The following is a 21350-nucleotide window of genomic DNA, read 5'->3' as shown; positions in this document are numbered from 1 at the left end:
GCTTATTTATGTTAATTTCTGCATACCATTGGTCAAAACCTGCAATATCCCGTTCGCCCTCAACCGGTATTTTTGAAAGAATTGATCAACCAATGTCTTTTTAAACTGAATAAGGAAACGTGAAGAAAACATTCTTTTGCATAGACGCACACACCTGCGGTAACCCTGTCAGGCTGGTAGCCGGCGGCGGACCAGTACTGCAGGGCAACAATATGAGCGAAAAACGGAACCATTTCCTGAAGGAATATGACTGGATCAGAACTGGACTGATGTTTGAACCCAGAGGCCATGATATGATGAGTGGAAGTATACTTTACCCGCCCCACGACCCTGCAAACGACGTGGCCGTACTGTTCATCGAAACCAGCGGCTGTCTGCCCATGTGTGGACATGGTACGATCGGTACCATCACTATCGCGATCGAAGAAGGGCTCATCACACCTAAAACACCCGGTATTGTACGGATGGAAGCACCCGCAGGACTGGTGCTGATCGAATATAAACAGGAAGGCCGCAAGGTAAAGAGCGTTAAGCTCACCAATGTAGCATCCTACCTCGCTGCAACTGATCTGATAGTGGAATGCCCTGATCTGGGGCCGCTGAAAGTAGATGTTTCTTACGGCGGAAATTACTATGCTATTGTAGATGTCCAGGACAACTTCCCGGGCCTCGAACACTACACCGCCTCTCAGCTGATCGGCTGGGCGAGGGAATTGCGTAAACGTATCAATGAGAAACACACCTTCGTACACCCTGACAATCCTCATATCAATGGATGCTCTCATGTGTTGTGGACCGGGGCTGTCATGGATAAGAGCTCTACCGCACGTAATGCGGTGTTTTACGGCGATAAAGCCATCGACCGCTCTCCCTGCGGTACCGGCACCTCGGCCAGGATGGCCCAATGGTATGCCAAAGGAAAGCTCAAAAAAGGCGATTCCTTCATCCACGAAAGCATCATCGGGTCCCGTTTTATTGGTACAATAGAAGAGGAGACCACCGTAGCGGGCGTACCTGCCATACGTCCGGGTATTGAAGGCTGGGCAAGGATATACGGATACAATACGATCACAATAGACCCTGAAGACGATCCATATGCATATGGACTACAGGTGATTTAAACAACGATATGGAAGTAATCATTATAGGCGGAGGTATTATAGGCTTAAGCAGCGCTTTTTATCTGCAGCAGGCAGGGTATACCGTAACAGTAATAGACAGGACAGATATGCAGCAGGGCTGTTCTTATGGTAACGCAGGTTATATCTGCCCCAGTCACTTTGTACCGCTGGCTACGCCTGGCATCGTCAGGCAGGGATTGAAATGGATGATGGACCCGAAAAGCCCCTTCTATATCAAGCCCAGCCTGAGCAGCAGTATGATCAGCTGGGGATGGCAGTTTATGAAAAGCGCTACAAAATCGCACGTGGAACGCTCAGCCGTTCCCCTGAGGGATATTGCGCTGCTGAGTAAACAGCTGTATGAGGAGTGGAGCCGTATTCCCGGACTGGACTTCTCCTACGACCCTAAAGGAATGCTGGAGCTGTTCAACACAGAAGAAAACGCACATCACGCGGAACATACAGTAAAAGACGCCCTTGCCCTGGGAATAGATGCCCGGCTGATAGATCACCAGACCCTACAGCAGATGGAGCCGGATACCCCCATTAAGGCATTGGGAGCGATCTACTTCCCCGGAGATGCCCAGCTGTATCCTAATCAGCTGATGCAAAACCTGATAAAATACCTGCGGCAACAGGGTGTACGCTTTATTGGCAATGAAGAGGTGACGGCATTTATTACAGAAGGGAATAAAGTGCAGGGTATTAAAACAACGACCGGTTTTCATACTGCCGACCATGTTGTGCTGGCCGCCGGAGTATGGAGCCGTGAACTGGCGCAGCAGCTGAGATTAAACATTCCTATGGTGGGGGGCAGGGGCTACTCTGTTACTTTTGAAGATGCGCCGTACAAAGTCAGGCATTCCGTGATCCTGAGTGAAGCAAGAGTGGCTATCTCGCCCATGAATGGCAATAAGATCCGCTTTGGTGGAACGATGGAGATCACCGGGCTCAATGCACCGCCACGTATGCAGCGGGTGGAAGGTATCCTTGCTTCCGTTAAAAGATATTTTCCGGCATATGATATTCCGTTACCCGCGCCGGAAAAGGTATGGTATGGTTACCGCCCCTGCAGTGCAGATGGGCTGCCACATATAGGTACTATGGAACGTTACCCGAATGTGACCGTAGCAACAGGACACTCCATGCTGGGTATCAGCCTGGGTGCCGCTACCGGTAAGCTGGTCAGCGAACTGGTGTCACATGTTCCGGCTTCTATGGATATCACTCCTTTTAAAGTAGAAAGATTCAGTTAAACGTACTTATGAAAAGACTTATTTGCTGCCTGGTAACAGGATGGTGCATGAGCGCTGGTATCGCCGTTGCACAGGAGAAAGACATCTCAGTACTTTTGTCGCACTACGAAGCTGACAGAGGAAGCCTGATGCGCTTTTACCAGATCGATAATTCGCCCGAAAGGACCGAAAGACTGAAAACATTCAACGCTGATTACCTGCAACAGCTGAATGCTTTCAACTTCGATAAACTGGGCGTGGAAGAGCGGGTGGATTATGTACTGTTCCGCATGAAATTACAGGAGGCAATACGTGCTTTGGACGAACAGGCCGGCCAGTATAAACAACTGTCTTCCTGGTTCCCCCTGGCCGACAAAATATACGCAGCTGAAAAGCTGAGAAGACGCGGTACTAAACAGGATGCACAGGCATTGGCAACCACCCTCCGGGATATGTCACTCGCCCTCCAGGATAAAGCAAAACAACTGAACACTGCCACCGGTATCGATATGTACCTGCTACGCAGAGGAGCCGGTATTACCCGTGGATTGCAGGAAGCCATTCATAGTGTGTACGAATTCTATAACGGATACGACCCGCAGTTCACCTGGTGGATCCCTGAGCCTTATAAAAAGCTGGACAGTACGCTCAAAGCCTACGGCAACGTATGGCAGCAGAAACTTAAGACATTGCCCGGCGGGAAGGATGATGGCAGTGGTATCGTAGGCTCTCCGATAGGAAGGGAAGAACTGGTACGGCAGCTGCAGAATGAACTGATCCCTTACTCACCGGAAGAATTAATTGAGATCGCCAATAAGGAATTCGCTTTCTGCGACGCAGAAATGCTGAAGGCCAGTCAGGAGATGGGCTTCGGAAAAGACTGGCACAAAGCCCTCGAAAAAGTAAAGAACACTTACGTACCGGCAGGCGAGCAGCCGGATGCCATCATGAAAATATACGATGAGTCCATGGCCTTCCTGAAGACCAAAAACCTCATCACCATCCCGCCACTGGCAGAAGAAACCTGGCGTATGATCATGATGACGCCCGAACGGCAGCTGGTCAATCCATTCTTTACAGGAGGAGAAGAGCTGAGCATTTCCTATCCCACCAACGATATGGAAGAAGGCGATAAGCTGATGAGCATGCGGGGAAATAACCCCCACTTTTCAAGAGCAACGGTACACCATGAACTGTTTGCCGGCCATGCCCTGGAAGAGTTTATGGGTAACCGCTACCGGATCTACCGCAATTTCTGGACGCCTTTCTGGATAGAAGGATGGTCACTGTACTGGGAAATGCTGCTATGGGACCTGAAGTTCCCGCAGTCGCCCGAAGACCGTATCGGTATGCTGTTCTGGCGGATGCACCGCTGCGCACGTATCATCTTTTCGCTGAATTATCACCTGGGTAAATGGACGCCCCAGCAATGTATCGACTTCCTGGTAGACAGGGTAGGGCATGAAAGAGCAAATGCGGCAGGTGAAGTGCGCCGCTCATTTAAAGGCGATTACAGCCCCTTATACCAGGTTGCCTATATGATTGGCGGTCTGCAGTTCATGGCGCTGAAAAAAGAGCTCGTAGATAGTGGGAAAATGACCTATCAGCAGTACCATGATGCCGTAATGAAGGAAAACGCGCTGCCGGTGGAAATGGTAAGGGTGATCCTCACCAATAAACTGATCGGAAAGGACTTTAAAGCCACCTGGCATTTTTACAACCTGTAGAATATCATTTCGCCGGAGCTACCTGGCATAAATAAAAAGAGGTTATATCAATTTTGATATAACCTCTTTTTAGTCTGATGAAGAAATAGTCTATTTAAAAGCTACACCCATTCCGATTGTTACCTGGTGAGAATTCCATTCGTACTTAGGCGCCGGAATAGCGTTGAGGTTTGACAGGCCCAATGCATAACGGCCAAAGAAGCGTACGTTAGCTACATTTACCTGTGCACCGGCAACAGCAGCTACATCACTCTTATTGAACGCGTCCCTGTTGGCTTTCAGCAGGTTCTCGTCAATGAAGTACATGTAAGTGTACTGAGCACCCAGGTTCAGCGTAATGGCTGGGATCGGTGTGTAACGTACCAGTAAAGGAATCGTTGCAGCGCTTATTTTAATCTTGTCCTTTCCTTCGGTGTTGTGATAGGTTACATACTTGTTAGCGAAATCTGGACCCTTTTTAGCTGACATCTGTGTAAAAAGCAATTCCGGCTGGATACCCCATTTCTTGTCTTTAGTAAGGTCAAATTCAAAGAAAGCGCCTCCCTGGAATCCAGGTGTCAGGCTTTCCTTTAAACCTTCGCCGGTCATCTTGGAGAGCAATAAAGCTGCCTTCAACCCGTAATGCAGACGCTGTGCATTGGCTGCAGTACCAGTCATGACTGCTAATATCCCTGCCAGTAATAATCCTTTTTTCATAGATACTATTTGACGATTACAGTAATCAAAAATGAATTACGTATGTTGCCACGCAATTCAGGCTAAAAAATTTGCGGGCAAACATACGGAATTCATGCAAGATCATAGTTAATATGGCCTTAAAAGTTTGTCAGCTCTTAGATATAGTTTCCTTGTCAGGGTTTAACTGCCTGTTGTTCAAACAGGATAGAACCTCCATAATTGTCGACGAAAAGCAAAAAAGCGTCTGTTATTGCCGCCGGTAGAATTCCCTTCTTTTTTTATTTTATTATTATTGTTTGGAGTAACATTGTGGTCACATATGGACCATCTTATCGTTATTATCTTCGCATTGATCGCCTGTGCCGCCCTGGCAGCGGTCATAAAGGTTGTCAGCAGGAGTCACCAGTTAAAGACCCGCATAGCCATTCTGGAAACACAGTTGTCTTCAGCAAACCAGATTGCCGGAACATTACGGCAGGAGGTGCAGGACAAACAATCCGTTATTGATGAACTCAATGCCCGCCTGCAGATCCTGCAGGAAGAGAGCATCCGAATAGAAAGCAACGGGGAAGCCCGCTTCCGTGAAATGGAAAACCGTCTGCGCGAACAACAGGAATTTATTGATCAGTCCAACGAGAAACTGAAAGATGCTTTTAATGCCCTCTCGGCAGAAGCACTGAAACACAATAATTCTTCTTTCGTAGCCCTGGCAAAATCTGCCCTGGAAACGCAGCTCACAGACGCCAAAGGAGACCTGGAAAAGAGGCAGCAGGCCATCGATGCTATGGTAAAACCATTATCCGAAACGCTGCACCGCTTTGATGAAAACATGCGGCAACTGGAAAGCAACCGCCAGCAGCAATATGGCCAGATCAACCAGTTCATCCTGGGCGTACAGCAAAGCACGGAAAAGCTGCAGAAAGAAACCCATAGCCTTGTCAGTGCCCTCAAAACCTCTCACATACGCGGCCGCTATGGAGAGATTGCCTTACGCCGCGTTGTGGAGTTTGCCGGTATGACAGAACACTGCGATTTCAGTGAACAGGTATCGGTGAATGGAGATGAAGGCGTGCTGCGCCCCGACATGATCATCCGCCTGCCGGAAGGGAAGACAATCGTAGTAGACTCCAAAGTGCCTTTAAGCGCTTACATGCGGGCATTTGAAACAGAAGATGAAGAAGAACGCAGGCTGTTGCTCAATCAGCACGCTGCCGCTGTGAAAGACCACCTGAAGAAACTCAGCGCAAAAGCCTACTGGAGCCAGTGGCAGCAGTCGCCCGACTATGTCATCCTGTACATGCAGATCGAATCTTCCTTCGGCGCGGCATTACAGGCAGAACCCGCACTTATTGAAGATGGCATCCGCAACCGGGTGGTATTTGCCACACCTACTACGCTCATTACGCTACTGCGTACCGTAGGTTTTGTGTGGCAGCAACTACACGTAGCGGCCAATATTGAAGAGATCCGCAACGCCGGTATCGAACTGTATAACCGTACAAATGTGCTGGTAAGACACTTCACAAACGTAGGCAGCAGTCTGAAAATGGCAGTCAGCCACTATAACGATGCAGTAGCATCACTCGAAAGCCGCTTTATGCCACAGGCACGGAAATTGTATAACCTTGGGCCGGCACTGAAGCAGACTTTGCCGGAAGCAAAGCCAGTGGAAACGGGCATACGCAGTTTAGGTGTTCAAACAGAAGAATTGCCGCTGGAGGAAAAAGAGCAGGACTAAGCAGCAATATTGATTATTTTGTCCCTGATTTATATTGCTTTAACAAGAACCACGTAAATTAATGGTATTCTCAATGCAAGGTCTGAAAAGAACTATGGGCTTGTTATGCCTGTCCGTTTGCACACTGCCGGCCCTGACATACGCACAGGAGCCTCCGCAAACGATCGCCCGTGATGGTTATACGCTCGAATACACGAATAAGTCGCCCGATTTTGATACTGCGGTGGGAAGACGGCTTATAGACGCTTTCTTTCAGGTTTATCCGCAGGAAGCTGCGCGATACAACAAGAAAGCAACTAAAAAAGTAGGCTTCGTGATTGACCCCGGCTATGAAGGTGTAGCCGCTACCAGCGGAGACGTGATCGTCTTTAATCCCGCCTGGTTCCGTGCACACCCGGGAGACATCGACGTGGTCACGCATGAGGCCATGCACGTGGTACAGGCCTATCCCAGCGATGCAGGCCCCGGGTGGATCACCGAAGGCATTGCCGACTATGTGCGCTACAAATTTGGCGTAGACAATGCAGGCGCAAAATGGGCCCTGCCAGCCTTTAAACCGAAACAACATTACACACAGAGCTACAGGATCACCGCCCGTTTCTTTGTGTGGGTGGAAAAGAACAAGAATAAAGATTTTGTGAAGAAACTGGATGCCGCAATGCGTGGCAAAAAATACACAGATAAGATCTGGAAAAAACTGACCGGGAGCACACTCGACGAATTGTGGAATGAATATGCTGCCAACCCGGCTATATGATAAACTGATCAAGGATGAAAGCTACCTTCAAACGAAATCTGCTGATTGGATTTGGACTATCACTGTTACTGCTCATCGTGAGCTCCGTCGCCTCTTTTTTTAGTATCCGCAACCTCCTGCAAAGCGCCTTCTGGGTAGATCATACCAATGCCGTGATCTACAGGCTCGAAAGCACCTTGTCTTTCATGAAGGACGCAGAAACCGGTCAGCGCGGATACTTGCTCACTGGCGATGAAGATTTTCTGGAACCCTACCACTACGCATATGACAGCGTACAGGCTAACCTGAAAGTTATCAGGGAACTGACGAAAGACAACCCGCAACACCAGTTCGAACTCGATAAGCTGCAATCATTGATGGCACGCCGGCAGTCCTTGCTGCAGGGATCCATCAACGCACGCAGGACCGGGCAGAGTGTTAGTTTTGACTCCCTGCAGGCAGGGCGGATGATCATGAAGGATGCCCGCGCACTTGTCGGTATGATGGAAGATCGTGAAAAGAAGTTGCTGGACACCCGCACCAAGGCGCTGAACCGTGTTGCCGCCTATACGCCGGTCGTCATAGTGATCGCGGCCTTGTTAGCCCTGCTCATCACTTCTGTTTTCTATGCCCGTGTTAAACGCGACTATGATGAACGCACTCAGTTGCAGGATGCCCTGGAAAGAAAGGACAGGGAGATAAACCGTCGTATAAATATTATCAGAAGCATCGCCGAAAATATCTCGGCTGGCGACTACAGTATACGTGTAAACGATGAAGAAAAGGATGCGCTGGGAGGCGTGTCCCTTTCCCTCAACAGAATGGCCGCCTCCCTGGAAACCTCCTTTAACCAGCTGGCAGATAAGGAATGGCATCAGACAGGTATGGCGGGCCTGAATAACCGCATGGTGGGAGAGAAAGATGTGAATACCCTGGCGGGAGATATCATTGAATTCCTTTCAGAATATACCGCCAGCCAGGTGGGCGTGCTCTATCTGGCTAACTCCGGCAACACACTGGAATTGACAGGCAGCTTTGCCTTTGTGCCGGCAGAAAACCGCCGAATTATTCCGCTTGGTCAGGGGCTCGCCGGACAATGTGCAGCCAGTACCAAAACCATCTTGCTAAAAGACGTTACAGCCGAAAATATTACCATCAGTTATGCCGCCGGTGAGATCCGCCCGGCGAATATTGTAGCCGTACCTATCCTGTATGAAGGATATCTGAAGGGCGTACTGGAACTGGCCTCGCTGCATCCGTATAATCATAGTCAGCTGGCCTTTCTCGAAGCGGCAACACATAACGTGGGTATCGCCATTACCACTGCAGAGAACCGTCGCCGTATGCAGGAACTGCTGGAAGAAACGCAGGCACAATCAGAAGAACTGCAGGTGCAACACGGAGAACTGGAAAATATTAACACGGAACTGGAAGCCCAGGCGCAGAAACTCCAGGCCTCAGAAGAAGAACTGCGTGTACAGCAGGAAGAACTGCAACAGGCCAACCAGGAGCTGGAAGAACGTTCACGCTTACTGGAAGACCGTAACCAGGTGATCGTGGAGCGTAACCTGGAAATACAGAAGAAAGCAGAAGAGCTGGAGATCAGCACGAAATATAAGTCAGAGTTCCTCGCGAATATGTCGCATGAACTGCGTACGCCTTTAAACTCCATTCTGCTACTCAGCAGACTGATGGCCGAAAACAATGACCATAACCTGAATCCCGACCAGGTAGAATCTGCCCAGGTGATCCAGAGCTCCGGTAAAGGGCTGCTCAACCTGATAGATGAGATACTTGACCTCTCCAAGATAGAAGCCGGTAAAATGGACCTGGAATTTGCCCCTGTGCCCGTGCATGAGATCTGTACCGACATGGAGGCATTGTTCGTTCCTATCGCCCGGGAAAAGAACCTCGCTTTGCAGGTAGATATACAACCCGAGGCGCCTGCGCTGATAGAAACCGACAAGATGCGCCTGGAACAGATCCTCAAGAACCTCCTGTCCAACGCCCTGAAATTTACCGCCAGGGGAATGGTGACCCTGCGCGTGGCTGCTGTTCCGGAAAATGCTGCACTCATCCGCTTCAGCGTAAAAGATACAGGCATCGGCATACCGGCAGATAAACAACAGATCATCTTTGAAGCCTTTCAACAGGCCGATGGCTCTACTCGTCGCAAGTACGGTGGAACCGGACTGGGACTCTCCATCAGCCGGGAACTGGCCAAACTGCTGGGTGGTGAGATCCGCCTGGAGAGTGAGCCGGGACAAGGCAGTGAGTTTATTGTGACCATCCCCGTTCATCCGCAGGCAGAAAAAGAACAAACTGCTCCGCCCACCCGGCAACAGGCGGAAGAAGTATGGCGGGATGCCGTAATGGGAGGAGATAAAAAAGACGATTATATCGCAACAGAAATACCGGCAGAAATACCGGACGACCGCCACAATCTGCAGGCTAACGATAAGGTGATCCTCATCGTGGAGGATGATACGAAATATGCAGACATCCTGCTTGACTTTACACGTAAACGCGGTTACAAAGGCATTGTGGCCGTACGCGGCGATCATGGCATTGAAATGGCACAGCGTTATAAGCCGTCAGCCATCCTCCTGGATATTGTGCTGCCTGTGCAGAGTGGATGGCAGGTGATGGAAGCGCTGAAGTCCAATCCCGCTACCAGGCCCATTCCTGTACATATCGTTTCTTCCCTTGGCGCAAAGAAGGAAAGCCTGCAAAGAGGAGCAGTGGATTTTATTGATAAACCACTGGCCCTCGATCAGATCCCGCGTATCTTCCAGCAGCTGGAAAACGCCCTGACCCGTAATCCTAAGAAGGTCCTGATCGTGGAAGAGAATCCTAAACATGCACAGGCGCTGGCCTATTTCCTGGAGAACTTTAACGTCAGCACAGAGATCACCGGCAATATCAGCAGCAGCGTAACTGCCCTGCAGAAAAAGGATGTTAACTGTGTCATCCTGGATATGGGAGTGCCCGACCAGCATGCCTATGAGACGCTGGAAACGGTAAAAGGTAACCCGGGACTGGAAAACCTGCCTATCATCATCTTTACAGGAAAGAACCTCTCCCGCGCAGAAGAGAACCGCATCCGCCAGTATGCAGATTCTATCGTCATCAAAACGGCGCATTCCTATCAGCGCATGCTGGATGAAGTAGCCCTCTTCCTGCACCTGGTAGAGGAAAGAGCAGATAACAAACCAGGCAGGAAACAACAGGCGCCGCTGAAAGAAGTGCTGCAGGGAAAAACCGTGCTGATAGCAGATGATGATGTGCGTAATATCTTCTCCCTCACCAAAGCCCTCGAACAGCATAAGATGCATATCCTGTCAGCGCTGGACGGTAAAGAAGCCCTCCAGCAGCTGGAAAATAATCCGCAGGTAGACATCGTCCTGATGGACATGATGATGCCCGAAATGGATGGTTATGAAACCATCAGGATGATCAGGGAATCGCCTAAATACAGACATATGCCGATATTGGCGGTTACGGCCAAAACAATGCTGGGCGACAGGGAGAAATGTATCAGGGCCGGCGCGTCTGACTATATCTCCAAACCGGTGGATATAGACCAGCTGGTGTCCCTGCTGCGCGTCTGGCTGTACGACAATAACAGAAGTTGATCATTAAGAATCTGAAAGAGTATGGAACCTTCCGCTAAAAAAGTGCTGATCATTGACGACGATAACAGGAATATCTATGCTTTACGCATGGTATTGAAAACGAAGGGGTTCAACTGCATCACGGCAACGGATGCACAGACAGGCTTACAGCTGCTGGAAGAGCAACCCGATATCGGGGTAGTCCTCATGGACATGATGATGCCGGAAATGGATGGTTATGAGGCCATTGCACGGCTCAGGGAAAATCCCTCCCTGGACCATATTCCTGTAATTGCCGTAACAGCACAGGCAATGGTAGGAGACAGGGAGAAATGCCTGGCAGCCGGAGCAGCGGCATATGTCCCCAAACCCATAGACCAGGACATTTTGCTGGATCTCTTAAAAAATGAATTCCATATGTGATGAACCAAATATTAAGTATCTTTCAGCTGTGAAGTAAAGTGTAAGATGTACGTGTTAACATGTAGTTAACGCTTTTGCGCTGCGGGAAAACGGATATTTACGCTAACAACTGTTAACGTATCCCAAAACAACTCTTATGCAGCACATGGATGATTCGGCAATGCTGATTGCGCTTAAAGAGGGCGAGATCAAAGCTTATCAGTACTTCTTCATGAAATATTATAAGCCGCTCTGCCTGAAAGCGCGTATGATGCTGAATAACATGGAAGAGGCAGAACAACTGGTGCGGCATGTTTTTGTGCAGGTTTGGGAAGAGAAGTTATATCTGGAAATAGAACATTCGGTTGGAGGATATTTCTACAGGATGGTACATAACAGTTGTGTCAACATTCTTAAAAGAGGTCAATCCGACAACCGGTTATCCAATGATCCGGGGTTCTTACTGATGCAGCAGGTTGTATTACCTTTACCCGGGTACCTGATGCAATATAAGAGACAGGTGGCGTTGGTACATAGTGGAGGTGTCAGTTTATCATTGTTTTCAGACAAAAGATATCCGCTGGACTTATCATCTATACTGAGAAAAGGCATCAAGGCGTTTAAAAACAAGTGTAAAGCAGCCCTTAAAGCCCTGATGTTTCAGATAAGACTATGAAATGCCAACGAAACCTATGGCCCGTAATGTAAGAACTATGTATTTCCCACATGAGTTATAATGAGGAACATATCTTTCAGTTAATACTGGAAAAGCTGAGTGGCGATATCAGCGACGAAGACAACCAGTACCTCGAGCAGGCTGCCCGGGAAGATCCCAACGTGCGCCGTTGCCTCGAAGAACTGGAAGGAGCCCGCGATGTGGCCGGACCCGATTTTATGAATGACCTTCATAATGAAAGGGCCTGGAGCAGCGTATTGTCCCTCTTACACGCCGACCAGGAAAAGAAGCCTAACCTGACCCTGGTGACGGCAGACGATACCCCTGTGGTCAACATGCAGGATCCCTCCTCAATGCCCAACGGCCGCAACAGATGGTGGCTGGCTGCCGCAGTGACCCTGCTGCTCATAGCCGCCGGGGGATACTGGCTGCTGAGAGACAGGTCTGCCATACCCCATAATGCCATCGCCATAAATACCGGTGATATACCCGTATGGGGAGATATGAAGTTATTGCTGGACAACGGAGATACCATCCGGCTGTCAGGTCAGGCAGGTGCCGATATCAATACAAAAGAAGCCCTTTTACACCCCGGAGCCGGCCTGCTTTCCTTTACTGCAGGGAAACAGAGAAAAGGCTGGAATACGCTTTTCGTGCCCACCGGCAAAGACTACAAAGTGGTGTTATCCGACGGGTCTACGGTCCATTTGAATGCATTTTCCCGTTTGCGCTTTCCTTTTTCATTCGATGGCAAAACCAGAGAAGTATACCTGGAAGGGGAAGCCTATTTTGATATTGCCGCCAATGCCAGTCAGCCTTTTATCGTACATACGGCTCAAACATCCGTCAGGGTATTGGGGACGGCTTTTAACGTCAATGCTTACGCTGACTCAATGGTGGTAACTTCCCTTGTACAGGGTAGCGTTATGACAAAGGTGGAAGAGGATGAAGGTGTTGTACTGAAACCCGGTACCGAATCCATCTACCGGAAAGGCTACAGCCAGCAAACCGGTATTTTCGACGAAGCCATCACACTGGCATGGCGCAAAGGAGAATATGTTTATTACAACAAGCCATTGGGAACCCTGGATGCTATACTATTCCACTGGTATGGAAAACAACTGTCGTTTGAAGATCCGCTACTGGCCAATAAAATGCTCACGGGTGTAATTGAAAGGAACCAACCTGTGACCGACTTCCTGGAAAGCCTTGATAAAACATCCGGTATAACCTATCGTATTACGGATGATAAGATATATCTTAGATCAAAATAAAGTCATATCGTGTAGAAAGCCAACTATGATCTGTATACCATAAATCTAAGGAATGGTAAAGCTTGTTTGTAAAGCGATCTGTATGCTGTTGATGTTGTGCTGCCTGTTGTCCCCGGTTACCCTTGTTGTAGCCCAGGAGATTGCAGACAGCCCAAGGGTTACTATTACCGGAAAGAATATTCCCCTCAACAATGTCTTTAAAAGTATTGCCCGGCAAACAGGCTATTATTTTGTATTCGATAACGCCATCATCGATGGTAAAGAGAAAGTAACCCTTTATTATAAAAACGCCCAATGGGAAGAAGTATTGTCCCATGTACTCAGGAACAGGAATATCACCTGGCTGAAACAGGGAAAAAGAATATACCTGCAGATCACTGAAACAGGCAAATTAACACAGACCAAAGAAGATACATTACGGGTAACCATACGGGGACGCATCACCGATGTGAACGACCAGCCTGTTCCCGGTGCTACCATCGTCATAAAAGGTACTTCCCGTGGCGTCACCACCGGCAACAACGGCGAGTTCGAATTGTTCGAAGTTGCCCGGCCGGCATTACTACGCATTTCATCCCTGGGTTATGCCCCTGTTGATACTACGCTGAACGGCACACACCTGCATGAAATACACCTGAAAGAAGCAGTCAATACCCTCGATGCCACAGTGGTGATCGGCTATGGCTCCAGCAGCCGCCGCCTGCTGACAGGCGCTGTAAGCAGGATCACCGGAGAACAGCTGGCCGCACAACCCGTAGCCAATGCATTAGCTGCCCTGCAGGGACAGGTGCCCGGTGTTCAGGTCACCAGCACCAACGGACTCCCGGGTGCTCAGATCAAATTGTATATCCGTGGACGGAATTCTATTGCTGCCGGTAATGATCCCCTGTTCATAGTAGATGGTGTTCCGTTTGATATTACCCCCCTGAACAATTCGGAAGACCTGTTTGGCGCTGCAGGGCGTATCAGCCCTTTTAACAGCATCAACCCTGCCGACATAGAAAGTATCGACATCCTGAAAGACGCGGATGCTACGGCCATTTATGGCTCCCGTGGAGCCAACGGCGTAGTATTGATCACTACCAGGAAAGGGAAGCCCGGAAGAGGCAAACTGGATATGAATGTGCGCACAGGCATCGGCACTACAGCCGGCAATATGTCCATGCTCGGCATTCACGATTATCTGGCCCTTCGCAGAGAGGCATTTGCCAATGATGGGGTACAGCCAACAGCAGCCGGTGCGCCCGATCTCTTATTGTGGGACACTACACAGAATATAAACTGGTTCAAAGAACTCACAGGAGGAACAGCAGCTATTACCAACGTACAGGCAGGCTTTTCCGGAGGAAGTAATTACAATACGTTTCTTGTGGGCAGTAATTTTTACCGCGAAGGCACCGTCATGCCTACCGATCTCGGATATAACAGGGAAGGTGTCCATATCAGCCTGCAGCACCACCATCCGGAACAGCGGCTGGAGGTCAACCTGACCGCCAGCTTTGTGGCAGACCGGAACAAGAGTATCGCCAACGACATTTTTCCCTTTTATAACCTGCCGCCCAATTACCCATTATACGATTCAGCAGGACGTTTATTCTGGGGCTCGTCTTTCGATAACCCCGTGGCCTATTTCCGCCAGCAGTCCAACAGTAATACACGAAATATGCTAAGTAATGTGGTACTGCGATACCGCTTACTACCAGGGCTGCAGCTGAAAACAAGTCTGGGTCTGGCAGATATCCGCATGAAGCAGTTCTTCTCATTTCCGCAATCATCACAGCATCCCAATAATGCGCCCACGAGTTTTATACGTACTGCCGAAAATAAGCGGCGCTCCTTTATTGTGGAGCCGCAGGCGGATTATGTGCTGCGTATAGCCAAAGGAAGCCTGCACACACTGATGGGCGGTACCTGGCAACAGACTTCAAGGAATGGCACGTTAGCGACCGGACAGGGATATGCCAGTGAATCGGCCATGCATGATCTTAATGGCGCCGATACCGTCATCTATAAGCCGGATAACTATACGCTGTACAGGTATGTTTCCTTCTTCACACGCGTTACCTACGACTGGCAAAGCAAATACCTTTTCAATGCCAGTTACCGGAGAGATGGTTCTTCCCGTTTCGGACCCGGACGCCAGTTCGGCGATTTCGGCTCTGTAGGCCTCGCCTGGATCTTTACAGAGGAACCCTTTATGAAGAAACTATCCTGGCTGAGCTACGGAAAACTGAGAGCCAGCGGAGGCATTACCGGCAATGACCAGATAGCCGACTACCAGTACATGAAAAATTATGGCAGCAACGGCAACTACGAGGGTAATAATACCCTGAGACCTTTACGCATTGTCAACAACAGATATAGCTGGGAAGAGAACCGTAAAATGGAGGCCGCTATCGAATTAGGTTTCCTGAAGGATCGCTTGTTCTTCTCCGCAGCCAAGTACTGTAACCGTAGCAGTAATCAGCTGGTAGGATACCAGTTGCCCGCCATGACAGGGTTCACCAGTTATCAGGCCAACCTGCCTGCAATGGTCGAAAATACAGGCTGGGAGTTTGAATTGAACAGCAGGAATTTCAGCAAAACAGATTTCACCTGGACTACCAGCGCTAACATATCTTTCTTTACCAATAAACTGAAGAAATTCCACGACCTGTCCGTTTCATCTTATGCGAACGCCTATGTACTCGGGCAGTCACTGAACATTGTAAGAGGATATCATTTCACGGGAGTAGATCCGCAAACAGGACTGGCACAGTTTGAAGATATCAATCACGATGGCCGCCTCTCGAGTCTGAACGACTTCGTGACCATCGCTAACATGGACCCTAAGTTTTATGGCGGTATCCAGAATGATCTGCAGTATAAGAACTTCAGCCTGGGCTTCTTCTGGCAGTTCATCAAACAGCAGGGCGTAACAGTAGCAGTCAAACCCGGCGACTTTGCCAATCAGCTGACAGAAAGCCTGCAACGCTGGCGTAAGCCCGGTGATGTGACAGATGTGCCGCGGGCTACTGCTACAGCGGGTAGTGTCGCTTATGATCTCAATACCACGCTGCTCTTGTCCAACGCCGTGTATGATGATGCTTCCTACCTGCGCCTGAAGAATATGATGCTTGCCTACGCCATGCCGGCGTCTGTGCTGAAGAAACTACACCTGCAATTATGCCGGGTCTATCTGCAGGGACAAAACTTATTGACAATAACAGGATATAAAGGTGCAGATCCGGAAACACAGATTGTTGTACCAATATTAAGAGTAATTACAGGCGGTATTCAGTTAACGCTTTAAGCTGACAAGGCCATGCTACATTATCGTAGAAGTTATTTTATTTTCATTCTGCTGCTGATCACTTCATGTAAAAAGCTGATCACAGTAAATGCACCGTCCGACGAAATACCGGCAGGATCAGTTTATTCCAGTGATGCCCTGGCAGATGCAGCAGTCGCGGATCTGTATTATTCACTCTCCAGCTATTTTGCCAGCAATATTCTACCTGTTATCAACGGTATGACAGCCGATGAACTGAACACATTCAATGGTACTCACCTGCGCTATGTAAATAATGCTATCCTGCCCACAGATGCTCCTCTGTTATCTTCCTGGAGAGAGGTCTATAAAGTAATTTACGGCGCCAATGCTGTATTGGAGGGATTGGCCACATCCAGCGGACTGTCAGCCGAAAAGGCCCGGCAACTGAAAGGAGAGGCCATATTCATGCGCGCATTCTGTTATTACTACCTGGTGAACTGCTGGGGCGATGTGCCACTGCTCACTACTACAGATGTCAACCAGACGGCACTTGCACCACGCACAGGGGTAGATTCTGTGTATGCGCAGATCATCACCGATCTGAATTACGCCAGCCAGTTATTGCCTGTTTATTACGCCACCGGCGAAAAAGTGCGGGCCAACAGATGGGCGGCCATCGCTTTGCTGGCAAGGGTTCATCTGCAAAGAGGCAACTGGGAGGAAGCCATCGTACAATCCTCACAGGTGATCAATGCAGGAAGCTATACGCCGCTCATCTCTGCAGATAGTGTGTTCCTCCGTGACAGCCGTCCCGCTATTTTACAGATATGGAGAAATGAAGGCTATACCTTTTTAGGACAAACATTTCTTCCATCCGAAGGCAGTTTCTCGTTTTATCCTTTTACAGAAGATTTCATGCAGTCGTTTGAACCTGCAGATAAAAGAAAGGACAGCTGGACAAGATCGTTCTCTTACGGAGGCGCGACTTATTACAACTGTTATAAATACAGGAACAGAACAGCCGCAGTAGCAGGCAGGGAAGAATACCTGATGGTATTACGCATAGAAGAACAATACCTGATCCGTGCAGAAGCATTGGCACACCTGAACAATATCCGTGATGCCATTGCCGATCTGAATGTATTACGGACCAGAGCCGGACTTCCTGCTTTATCGGATGCTACAATAAGAGATTCCTGCCTGCGACTGGTAGAGCGGGAGAGAAGGATGGAGCTGTTTACGGAATGGGGCGACCGCTGGTTCAGCCTGCGTCGTACCGGCCGCCTGGATGAAGTGATGAAGGCCATGAAACCAGGCTGGAAATCAACTGCAGCACTGTATCCTATTCCACAGGAAGAAAGGAACAGGAATCCCCGCCTTTCACAGAATAACGGATATCAATAAGCGATCTTTATAGCATATACACTGTCTGTACAATGTACCAGTAACTTATCTCTATAAACAAACAGCTGATTGATCCTTGCGTTTACCGGAATATCAAGATAGATGCTACCCTTATATCTGTTTGTATGCAGATCATATTGATCTATCACGCAATGTTCATGAAATAATCTGTCATCATCATTATCTGCTTTTATTTTGGCCTGTACGTACATCACGCCGTTATGTACACAACTGAATCCATTCACCATCTGGTCTGGCCCCTGGTTCATATAAACGTTTTTAGTGGCCATCGTAGCAGATATGTTGAAGCGTGATACGGTAAAAGTATCGATCGTAGTACCTTCACTGATCAGGTGCATGGCACTGTCGAAGGTGACGTATCTGTTACTGTAATAATAAAGGTATGTGAATAATCCGCTGATCCTGTCATAATTCAAGGAACCATCAGTGCTCATGCCACCATCGCGTCGTATTGCTGACAGTCCGCTTCCTGTAAGTATGTTATCGCCGTTAAGTGTTACACGCGTAAAGAACTGGTCTTTCTCTTTGATGTCCAGTTTACGCAGCATGATATGTTTACCATCACGTAGTACATGTGCCTGCGAAAAGCCGCCTGCCGGGAATGTGGCATATAGGCCAGACATGCCGGAGCCTGTACGGCCTGTTTTACTGATAGCGGGAATGTTGTATGCGTAAACAAAGAATTCACCTTTGTTCACTTCAGTAAAAAAGTAACTATCCATGGAATCTTTTAGAGACTGGCGCAGTGCAATGTGAAAGGTGTCTATGCGGCATCCCGCTTCCATGGAGGCAGAGAGCATAACAGCGGGATCATTGGTAGAAAAGTAAAAAGTACTGTCGTCATTCCCTGCAATGTCCAGTATCCGGTCATGTGTAGGAATGGCCATATAAGGTGTAAGAGGAGTAGTCTGCAGGTATGACCGGCTGAATCCATTGGGTTGCTTGTTCGGCGAAGGTGAAGTATAAACGAGTATAACAACAATTAAGAATGCCGCCAGTAACAGCGATGCAAGGTAATAAATACGTTTTTTCATAGGACTTGAAGGCATTACAGGAAGCCTCGTGCACAAGGCTTCCCGCTGTAACAGGTAATCATGTTTTTCTGACGATGGTAGCATTACCATCCAGGCTTACTGCACATTGTACATTGTTAGGCCCCGGGCAGTAGAGAACTTTAATCTGGGTAGATGTGCCGGTCACAATGGTGTCGTCATTGAGCATCCATTGCGGATCCGCGTTCAGCTTACCAGCTAAAGCAGTCCCGGCCGCGCACAGGGCAGCGAAGAACGCTAAAGATAGTGTCTTTTTCATGGTGTGTTTATTAGATGTAATTCATGCCTACTCTGTTCTGAAGGTTTTCGGCTCCCCCTATATTAATGCCGGTTGGTTCAGATTCAGAACTCAGAGAGTTGTTTGTGCAGGTGTCTGTTGGTCTTTATCCTGCAGCAGTACCCCAATAGTTGAAAATATGACAAAGATGATATTAAAGACAATGTGTGCGTTCCATGAAAGATGCTGTAATACACCTCCGCAGGAACACGGAATAAAATAACTAAGCCTCAGCATAGCCACCAGGTAAAAGGTAAAAAGACTGAGCAGGAAGAATGAAAGATAGAATCCGGTCAGTCGTGTGCGCGCAAATAAAAGAAAGCCAGCAATAATTAATTCCCCCACGGGCAATGCCCATACAATTACAGGAGCGTATAAGGTGATAAATGGCGATTGTCCCAGTTGCCTTCGGAAAGTATCATAATCCAGCAACTTACTTATACTGGTATAAATGAAAAGAAATACCAATAAAGCAGAAAGGATCTCCAACAACAGTTTTCTTGACATAGGATAATAACGCGTCACCAATATAGGATAAATTTCTAAATCATTTAAAGTATTTTATCAGAGTACTTAAAGTATGAAATAATAATGTGGTAACTTATAATATTGATTTAGCGACGCTGGGGAAGTGTTCCTGCAAATAATCACTGAAGAGGGATTTCAGTTTATGTACATCCGTCTCCATCGTGTTAAGTTTACCCCATATATGCAGTTGATGTGCACGTATATTGTCGTAGTTAATGCTATTCATATCCGGGTCTGCCAGCCAGGCCTGGTGCAGGGCCAGCTCACTCTTCAATGCTTCAAAACGGGTATCCAGCTGGAGGAATGCTGTATGAAAATATTCCAGCCTGTCCAGCAGGGAGCGGTCGAAATGATATTGTAATATATGTGCAAGCTGTATTTTCAGCGCGATGTTCTGGTTCTCAAGCGTCGCCAGTTGTTTTCTGAATGCCGTTAGTTCATTAAGCAGATCTTCCATTGCAAAACTATCTTATCTTACATAAAGGTAGATAGTTGCCTGCCCGCTACACAGGACGTGCATCAGCGTAAAAAATGATTTTTGTCATCAATTGACCAGGTTAGCCAGTTTCTGTTCGTTGAGGATGGTGATCACACCTTGTTTTATCTCCAGTAATTTTTCATCCCGGAAATCGCCCAGTGTGCGGATCATCGACTCCGTAGCCGTACCTGCAATAGTCGCGAGGTTTTCCCTCGATATATCAATTGAAAACGGCTGGTCAGTAACGTGATGGTATTTCTTCTTAAGGAAGAGCAGTGCCTCTGCTACTTTCTTGCGCAGGGAACTGTAGGCAAGATGTAATAACTGCTGTTCTTTCTCGGTGATATTTTTAGCCAGTAGCCTGATGAATTGCTGTGCTACTTCGCGGTTATTATTGATCAGGGTTTCGAAGTCTTCCCTGGGAATAGCAGTCAGTTCACATGCTTCCAGTGCTTCCGCATTCTCATGGTAATTACTGCCTTCCAGCAAGGCCACGTAACCCAGGAATTCGCCGGCACTATATAGGTTCACCGCGAGCTCCTTACCGTCATTGTTGACCTTGTATGTTTTAACACGGCCTTTCTCAATAAAATAAAGACTGGTAGGTCTGTTCCCTTCCTGATAGATCAGTTGTTTCTTTTTATACTTGTCTGTGTTGCCCTCTTCCATTAGTTTTTTCAGAGGATTGGTGCCTGTAGCAGTCAGCAGCAGTTGTTGTATTCCTTCCATATCCGCAGGTAATACTTGTTTTTTAAGTTCTGATTTTTTTAAACGGCTTTCTACCGCGTTCAGCAGATCAGTACCGCTGAAAGGTTTTGTAATATAATCATCTGCACCCATTTCCATACCCTTACGAAAATCACTGCGTTCGCTTTTCGCAGTAAGGAAAATGAATGGCGTATCTTCCACCTCAGGGTGTTTCTGTAGCAAATGTAATACACCGTACCCATCCAGCACCGGCATCATAATGTCACATACGATCAGGTCCGGCAGATGCTCTAAAGCCATTTCTACCCCGGTTTTGCCGTTCTCGGCTGTCAATACCTTATAATTGGCCAGTTCGAGTATCTCGGCGGTATTGTCCCGGATATCATCATTGTCTTCTATCAGGAGGATCGTTTTCATTATCATTCGTT

17 protein-coding genes are annotated in these 21350 nt (G+C 48.2%); 11 read left to right on the top strand and 6 right to left on the bottom strand.

What is annotated here, in order from left to right; translation table 11 throughout:
• The first annotated feature begins 119 nt into the window (after positions 1-119).
• Genes L3C95_RS15950 through L3C95_RS15940 form a run of 3 tightly spaced genes read left to right on the top strand, consistent with a single transcriptional unit; the run spans position 120 to position 4083 of the window.
• Complete coding sequence (locus tag L3C95_RS15950) at positions 120-1121, top strand: 4-hydroxyproline epimerase (RefSeq protein ID WP_236389031.1); 1002 nt, start codon at positions 120-122, stop codon at positions 1119-1121.
• Between the two features lie 8 nt (positions 1122-1129).
• The gene (locus L3C95_RS15945) at positions 1130-2377 is read left to right on the top strand and encodes an NAD(P)/FAD-dependent oxidoreductase (RefSeq protein WP_236389030.1); all 1248 of its coding nucleotides are present in this window, start codon (positions 1130-1132) and stop codon (positions 2375-2377) included.
• A gap of 8 nt (positions 2378-2385) precedes the next feature.
• Positions 2386-4083: a DUF885 family protein gene (locus L3C95_RS15940; protein WP_236389029.1), complete on the top strand. Its 1698-nt coding sequence runs from the start codon at positions 2386-2388 to the stop codon at positions 4081-4083.
• Between the two features lie 90 nt (positions 4084-4173).
• Here the strand turns inward: L3C95_RS15940 and L3C95_RS15935 are convergent, their stop codons facing one another.
• A complete protein-coding gene (locus L3C95_RS15935; protein WP_236389028.1) occupies positions 4174-4779 on the bottom strand; it encodes a porin family protein in 606 nt (201 codons plus the stop codon).
• Positions 4780-5080: 301 nt separating this feature from the next.
• Here L3C95_RS15935 and rmuC point away from each other — a divergent pair, with 301 nt between their 5' ends.
• From rmuC to L3C95_RS15895, 8 genes are all read left to right on the top strand, one after another.
• Positions 5081-6499, top strand: coding sequence for a DNA recombination protein RmuC (gene rmuC / locus L3C95_RS15930; protein ID WP_236389026.1), 1419 nt, complete (start codon positions 5081-5083; stop codon positions 6497-6499).
• Positions 6500-6572: 73 nt separating this feature from the next.
• On the top strand, positions 6573-7256 hold the full coding sequence (locus tag L3C95_RS15925; protein ID WP_236389025.1) for a basic secretory family protein: 684 nt from the start codon (positions 6573-6575) through the stop codon (positions 7254-7256).
• A gap of 14 nt (positions 7257-7270) precedes the next feature.
• Positions 7271-10870 (top strand): response regulator, encoded by a 3600-nt coding sequence (locus L3C95_RS15920; RefSeq protein WP_236389024.1) that lies wholly within the window; start codon positions 7271-7273, stop codon positions 10868-10870.
• A 21-nt stretch (positions 10871-10891) separates the two neighbouring features.
• Positions 10892-11272, top strand: coding sequence for a response regulator (locus L3C95_RS15915; protein ID WP_236389023.1), 381 nt, complete (start codon positions 10892-10894; stop codon positions 11270-11272).
• A gap of 136 nt (positions 11273-11408) precedes the next feature.
• Entirely contained in the window at positions 11409-11927 is a 519-nt protein-coding gene (locus L3C95_RS15910) for a sigma factor (RefSeq protein WP_236389022.1), read from the top strand.
• A 50-nt stretch (positions 11928-11977) separates the two neighbouring features.
• Positions 11978-13201, top strand: coding sequence for a FecR domain-containing protein (locus L3C95_RS15905; RefSeq protein WP_236389021.1), 1224 nt, complete (start codon positions 11978-11980; stop codon positions 13199-13201).
• 52 nt (positions 13202-13253) lie between these two features.
• Positions 13254-16493, top strand: a complete 3240-nt coding sequence (locus tag L3C95_RS15900) for a SusC/RagA family TonB-linked outer membrane protein (protein ID WP_236389019.1) — start codon at positions 13254-13256, stop codon at positions 16491-16493.
• A gap of 12 nt (positions 16494-16505) precedes the next feature.
• Entirely contained in the window at positions 16506-17858 is a 1353-nt protein-coding gene (locus L3C95_RS15895; protein ID WP_236389018.1) for a RagB/SusD family nutrient uptake outer membrane protein, read from the top strand.
• Here L3C95_RS15895 and L3C95_RS15890 read toward each other — a convergent pair.
• The 5 genes from L3C95_RS15890 to L3C95_RS15870 all read right to left on the bottom strand — a co-directional run bounded on the left by L3C95_RS15890 (position 17852) and on the right by L3C95_RS15870 (position 21339).
• The gene (locus L3C95_RS15890) at positions 17852-18913 is read right to left on the bottom strand and encodes a hypothetical protein (protein ID WP_236389017.1); all 1062 of its coding nucleotides are present in this window, start codon (positions 18911-18913) and stop codon (positions 17852-17854) included. The two genes, L3C95_RS15895 and L3C95_RS15890, sit on opposite strands and share 7 nt — an antisense overlap.
• A gap of 58 nt (positions 18914-18971) precedes the next feature.
• Positions 18972-19190, bottom strand: coding sequence for a hypothetical protein (locus tag L3C95_RS15885; RefSeq protein WP_236389016.1), 219 nt, complete (start codon positions 19188-19190; stop codon positions 18972-18974).
• A 90-nt stretch (positions 19191-19280) separates the two neighbouring features.
• Positions 19281-19715 carry a MauE/DoxX family redox-associated membrane protein gene (locus tag L3C95_RS15880; RefSeq protein ID WP_236389015.1) on the bottom strand — a complete coding sequence of 145 codons (435 nt, stop codon included), beginning with the start codon at positions 19713-19715 and terminating at the stop codon, positions 19281-19283.
• A 94-nt stretch (positions 19716-19809) separates the two neighbouring features.
• Entirely contained in the window at positions 19810-20193 is a 384-nt protein-coding gene (locus L3C95_RS15875) for a hypothetical protein (protein WP_236389014.1), read from the bottom strand.
• Positions 20194-20280: 87 nt separating this feature from the next.
• Positions 20281-21339: a response regulator gene (locus L3C95_RS15870; RefSeq protein ID WP_236389013.1), complete on the bottom strand. Its 1059-nt coding sequence runs from the start codon at positions 21337-21339 to the stop codon at positions 20281-20283.
• Positions 21340-21350 lie beyond the last annotated feature (11 nt).

The sequence above is a fragment of the Chitinophaga filiformis genome (assembly GCF_021646545.1).
Taxonomy (GTDB): domain Bacteria; phylum Bacteroidota; class Bacteroidia; order Chitinophagales; family Chitinophagaceae; genus Chitinophaga; species Chitinophaga filiformis_A.
This window is presented reverse-complemented; position numbering and strand designations above follow the sequence as displayed.

What these genes read in the sequence shown, in the direction of transcription:
- L3C95_RS15870 (WP_236389013.1), bottom strand. Translation starts at nt 21,339, where the DNA reads ATGAAAACGATCCTCCTGATAGAAGACAATGATGATATCCGGGACAAT.
- L3C95_RS15945 (WP_236389030.1), top strand. Translation starts at nt 1,130, where the DNA reads ATGGAAGTAATCATTATAGGCGGAGGTATTATAGGCTTAAGCAGCGCT.
- L3C95_RS15925 (WP_236389025.1), top strand. Translation starts at nt 6,573, where the DNA reads ATGCAAGGTCTGAAAAGAACTATGGGCTTGTTATGCCTGTCCGTTTGC.
- L3C95_RS15890 (WP_236389017.1), bottom strand. Translation starts at nt 18,913, where the DNA reads ATGAAAAAACGTATTTATTACCTTGCATCGCTGTTACTGGCGGCATTC.
- L3C95_RS15875 (WP_236389014.1), bottom strand. Translation starts at nt 20,193, where the DNA reads ATGGAAGATCTGCTTAATGAACTAACGGCATTCAGAAAACAACTGGCG.
- L3C95_RS15935 (WP_236389028.1), bottom strand. Translation starts at nt 4,779, where the DNA reads ATGAAAAAAGGATTATTACTGGCAGGGATATTAGCAGTCATGACTGGT.
- L3C95_RS15895 (WP_236389018.1), top strand. Translation starts at nt 16,506, where the DNA reads ATGCTACATTATCGTAGAAGTTATTTTATTTTCATTCTGCTGCTGATC.
- rmuC (WP_236389026.1), top strand. Translation starts at nt 5,081, where the DNA reads ATGGACCATCTTATCGTTATTATCTTCGCATTGATCGCCTGTGCCGCC.
- L3C95_RS15900 (WP_236389019.1), top strand. Translation starts at nt 13,254, where the DNA reads ATGGTAAAGCTTGTTTGTAAAGCGATCTGTATGCTGTTGATGTTGTGC.
- L3C95_RS15880 (WP_236389015.1), bottom strand. Translation starts at nt 19,715, where the DNA reads ATGTCAAGAAAACTGTTGTTGGAGATCCTTTCTGCTTTATTGGTATTT.
- L3C95_RS15910 (WP_236389022.1), top strand. Translation starts at nt 11,409, where the DNA reads ATGCAGCACATGGATGATTCGGCAATGCTGATTGCGCTTAAAGAGGGC.
- L3C95_RS15905 (WP_236389021.1), top strand. Translation starts at nt 11,978, where the DNA reads ATGAGTTATAATGAGGAACATATCTTTCAGTTAATACTGGAAAAGCTG.
- L3C95_RS15885 (WP_236389016.1), bottom strand. Translation starts at nt 19,190, where the DNA reads ATGAAAAAGACACTATCTTTAGCGTTCTTCGCTGCCCTGTGCGCGGCC.
- L3C95_RS15920 (WP_236389024.1), top strand. Translation starts at nt 7,271, where the DNA reads ATGAAAGCTACCTTCAAACGAAATCTGCTGATTGGATTTGGACTATCA.
- L3C95_RS15940 (WP_236389029.1), top strand. Translation starts at nt 2,386, where the DNA reads ATGAAAAGACTTATTTGCTGCCTGGTAACAGGATGGTGCATGAGCGCT.
- L3C95_RS15915 (WP_236389023.1), top strand. Translation starts at nt 10,892, where the DNA reads ATGGAACCTTCCGCTAAAAAAGTGCTGATCATTGACGACGATAACAGG.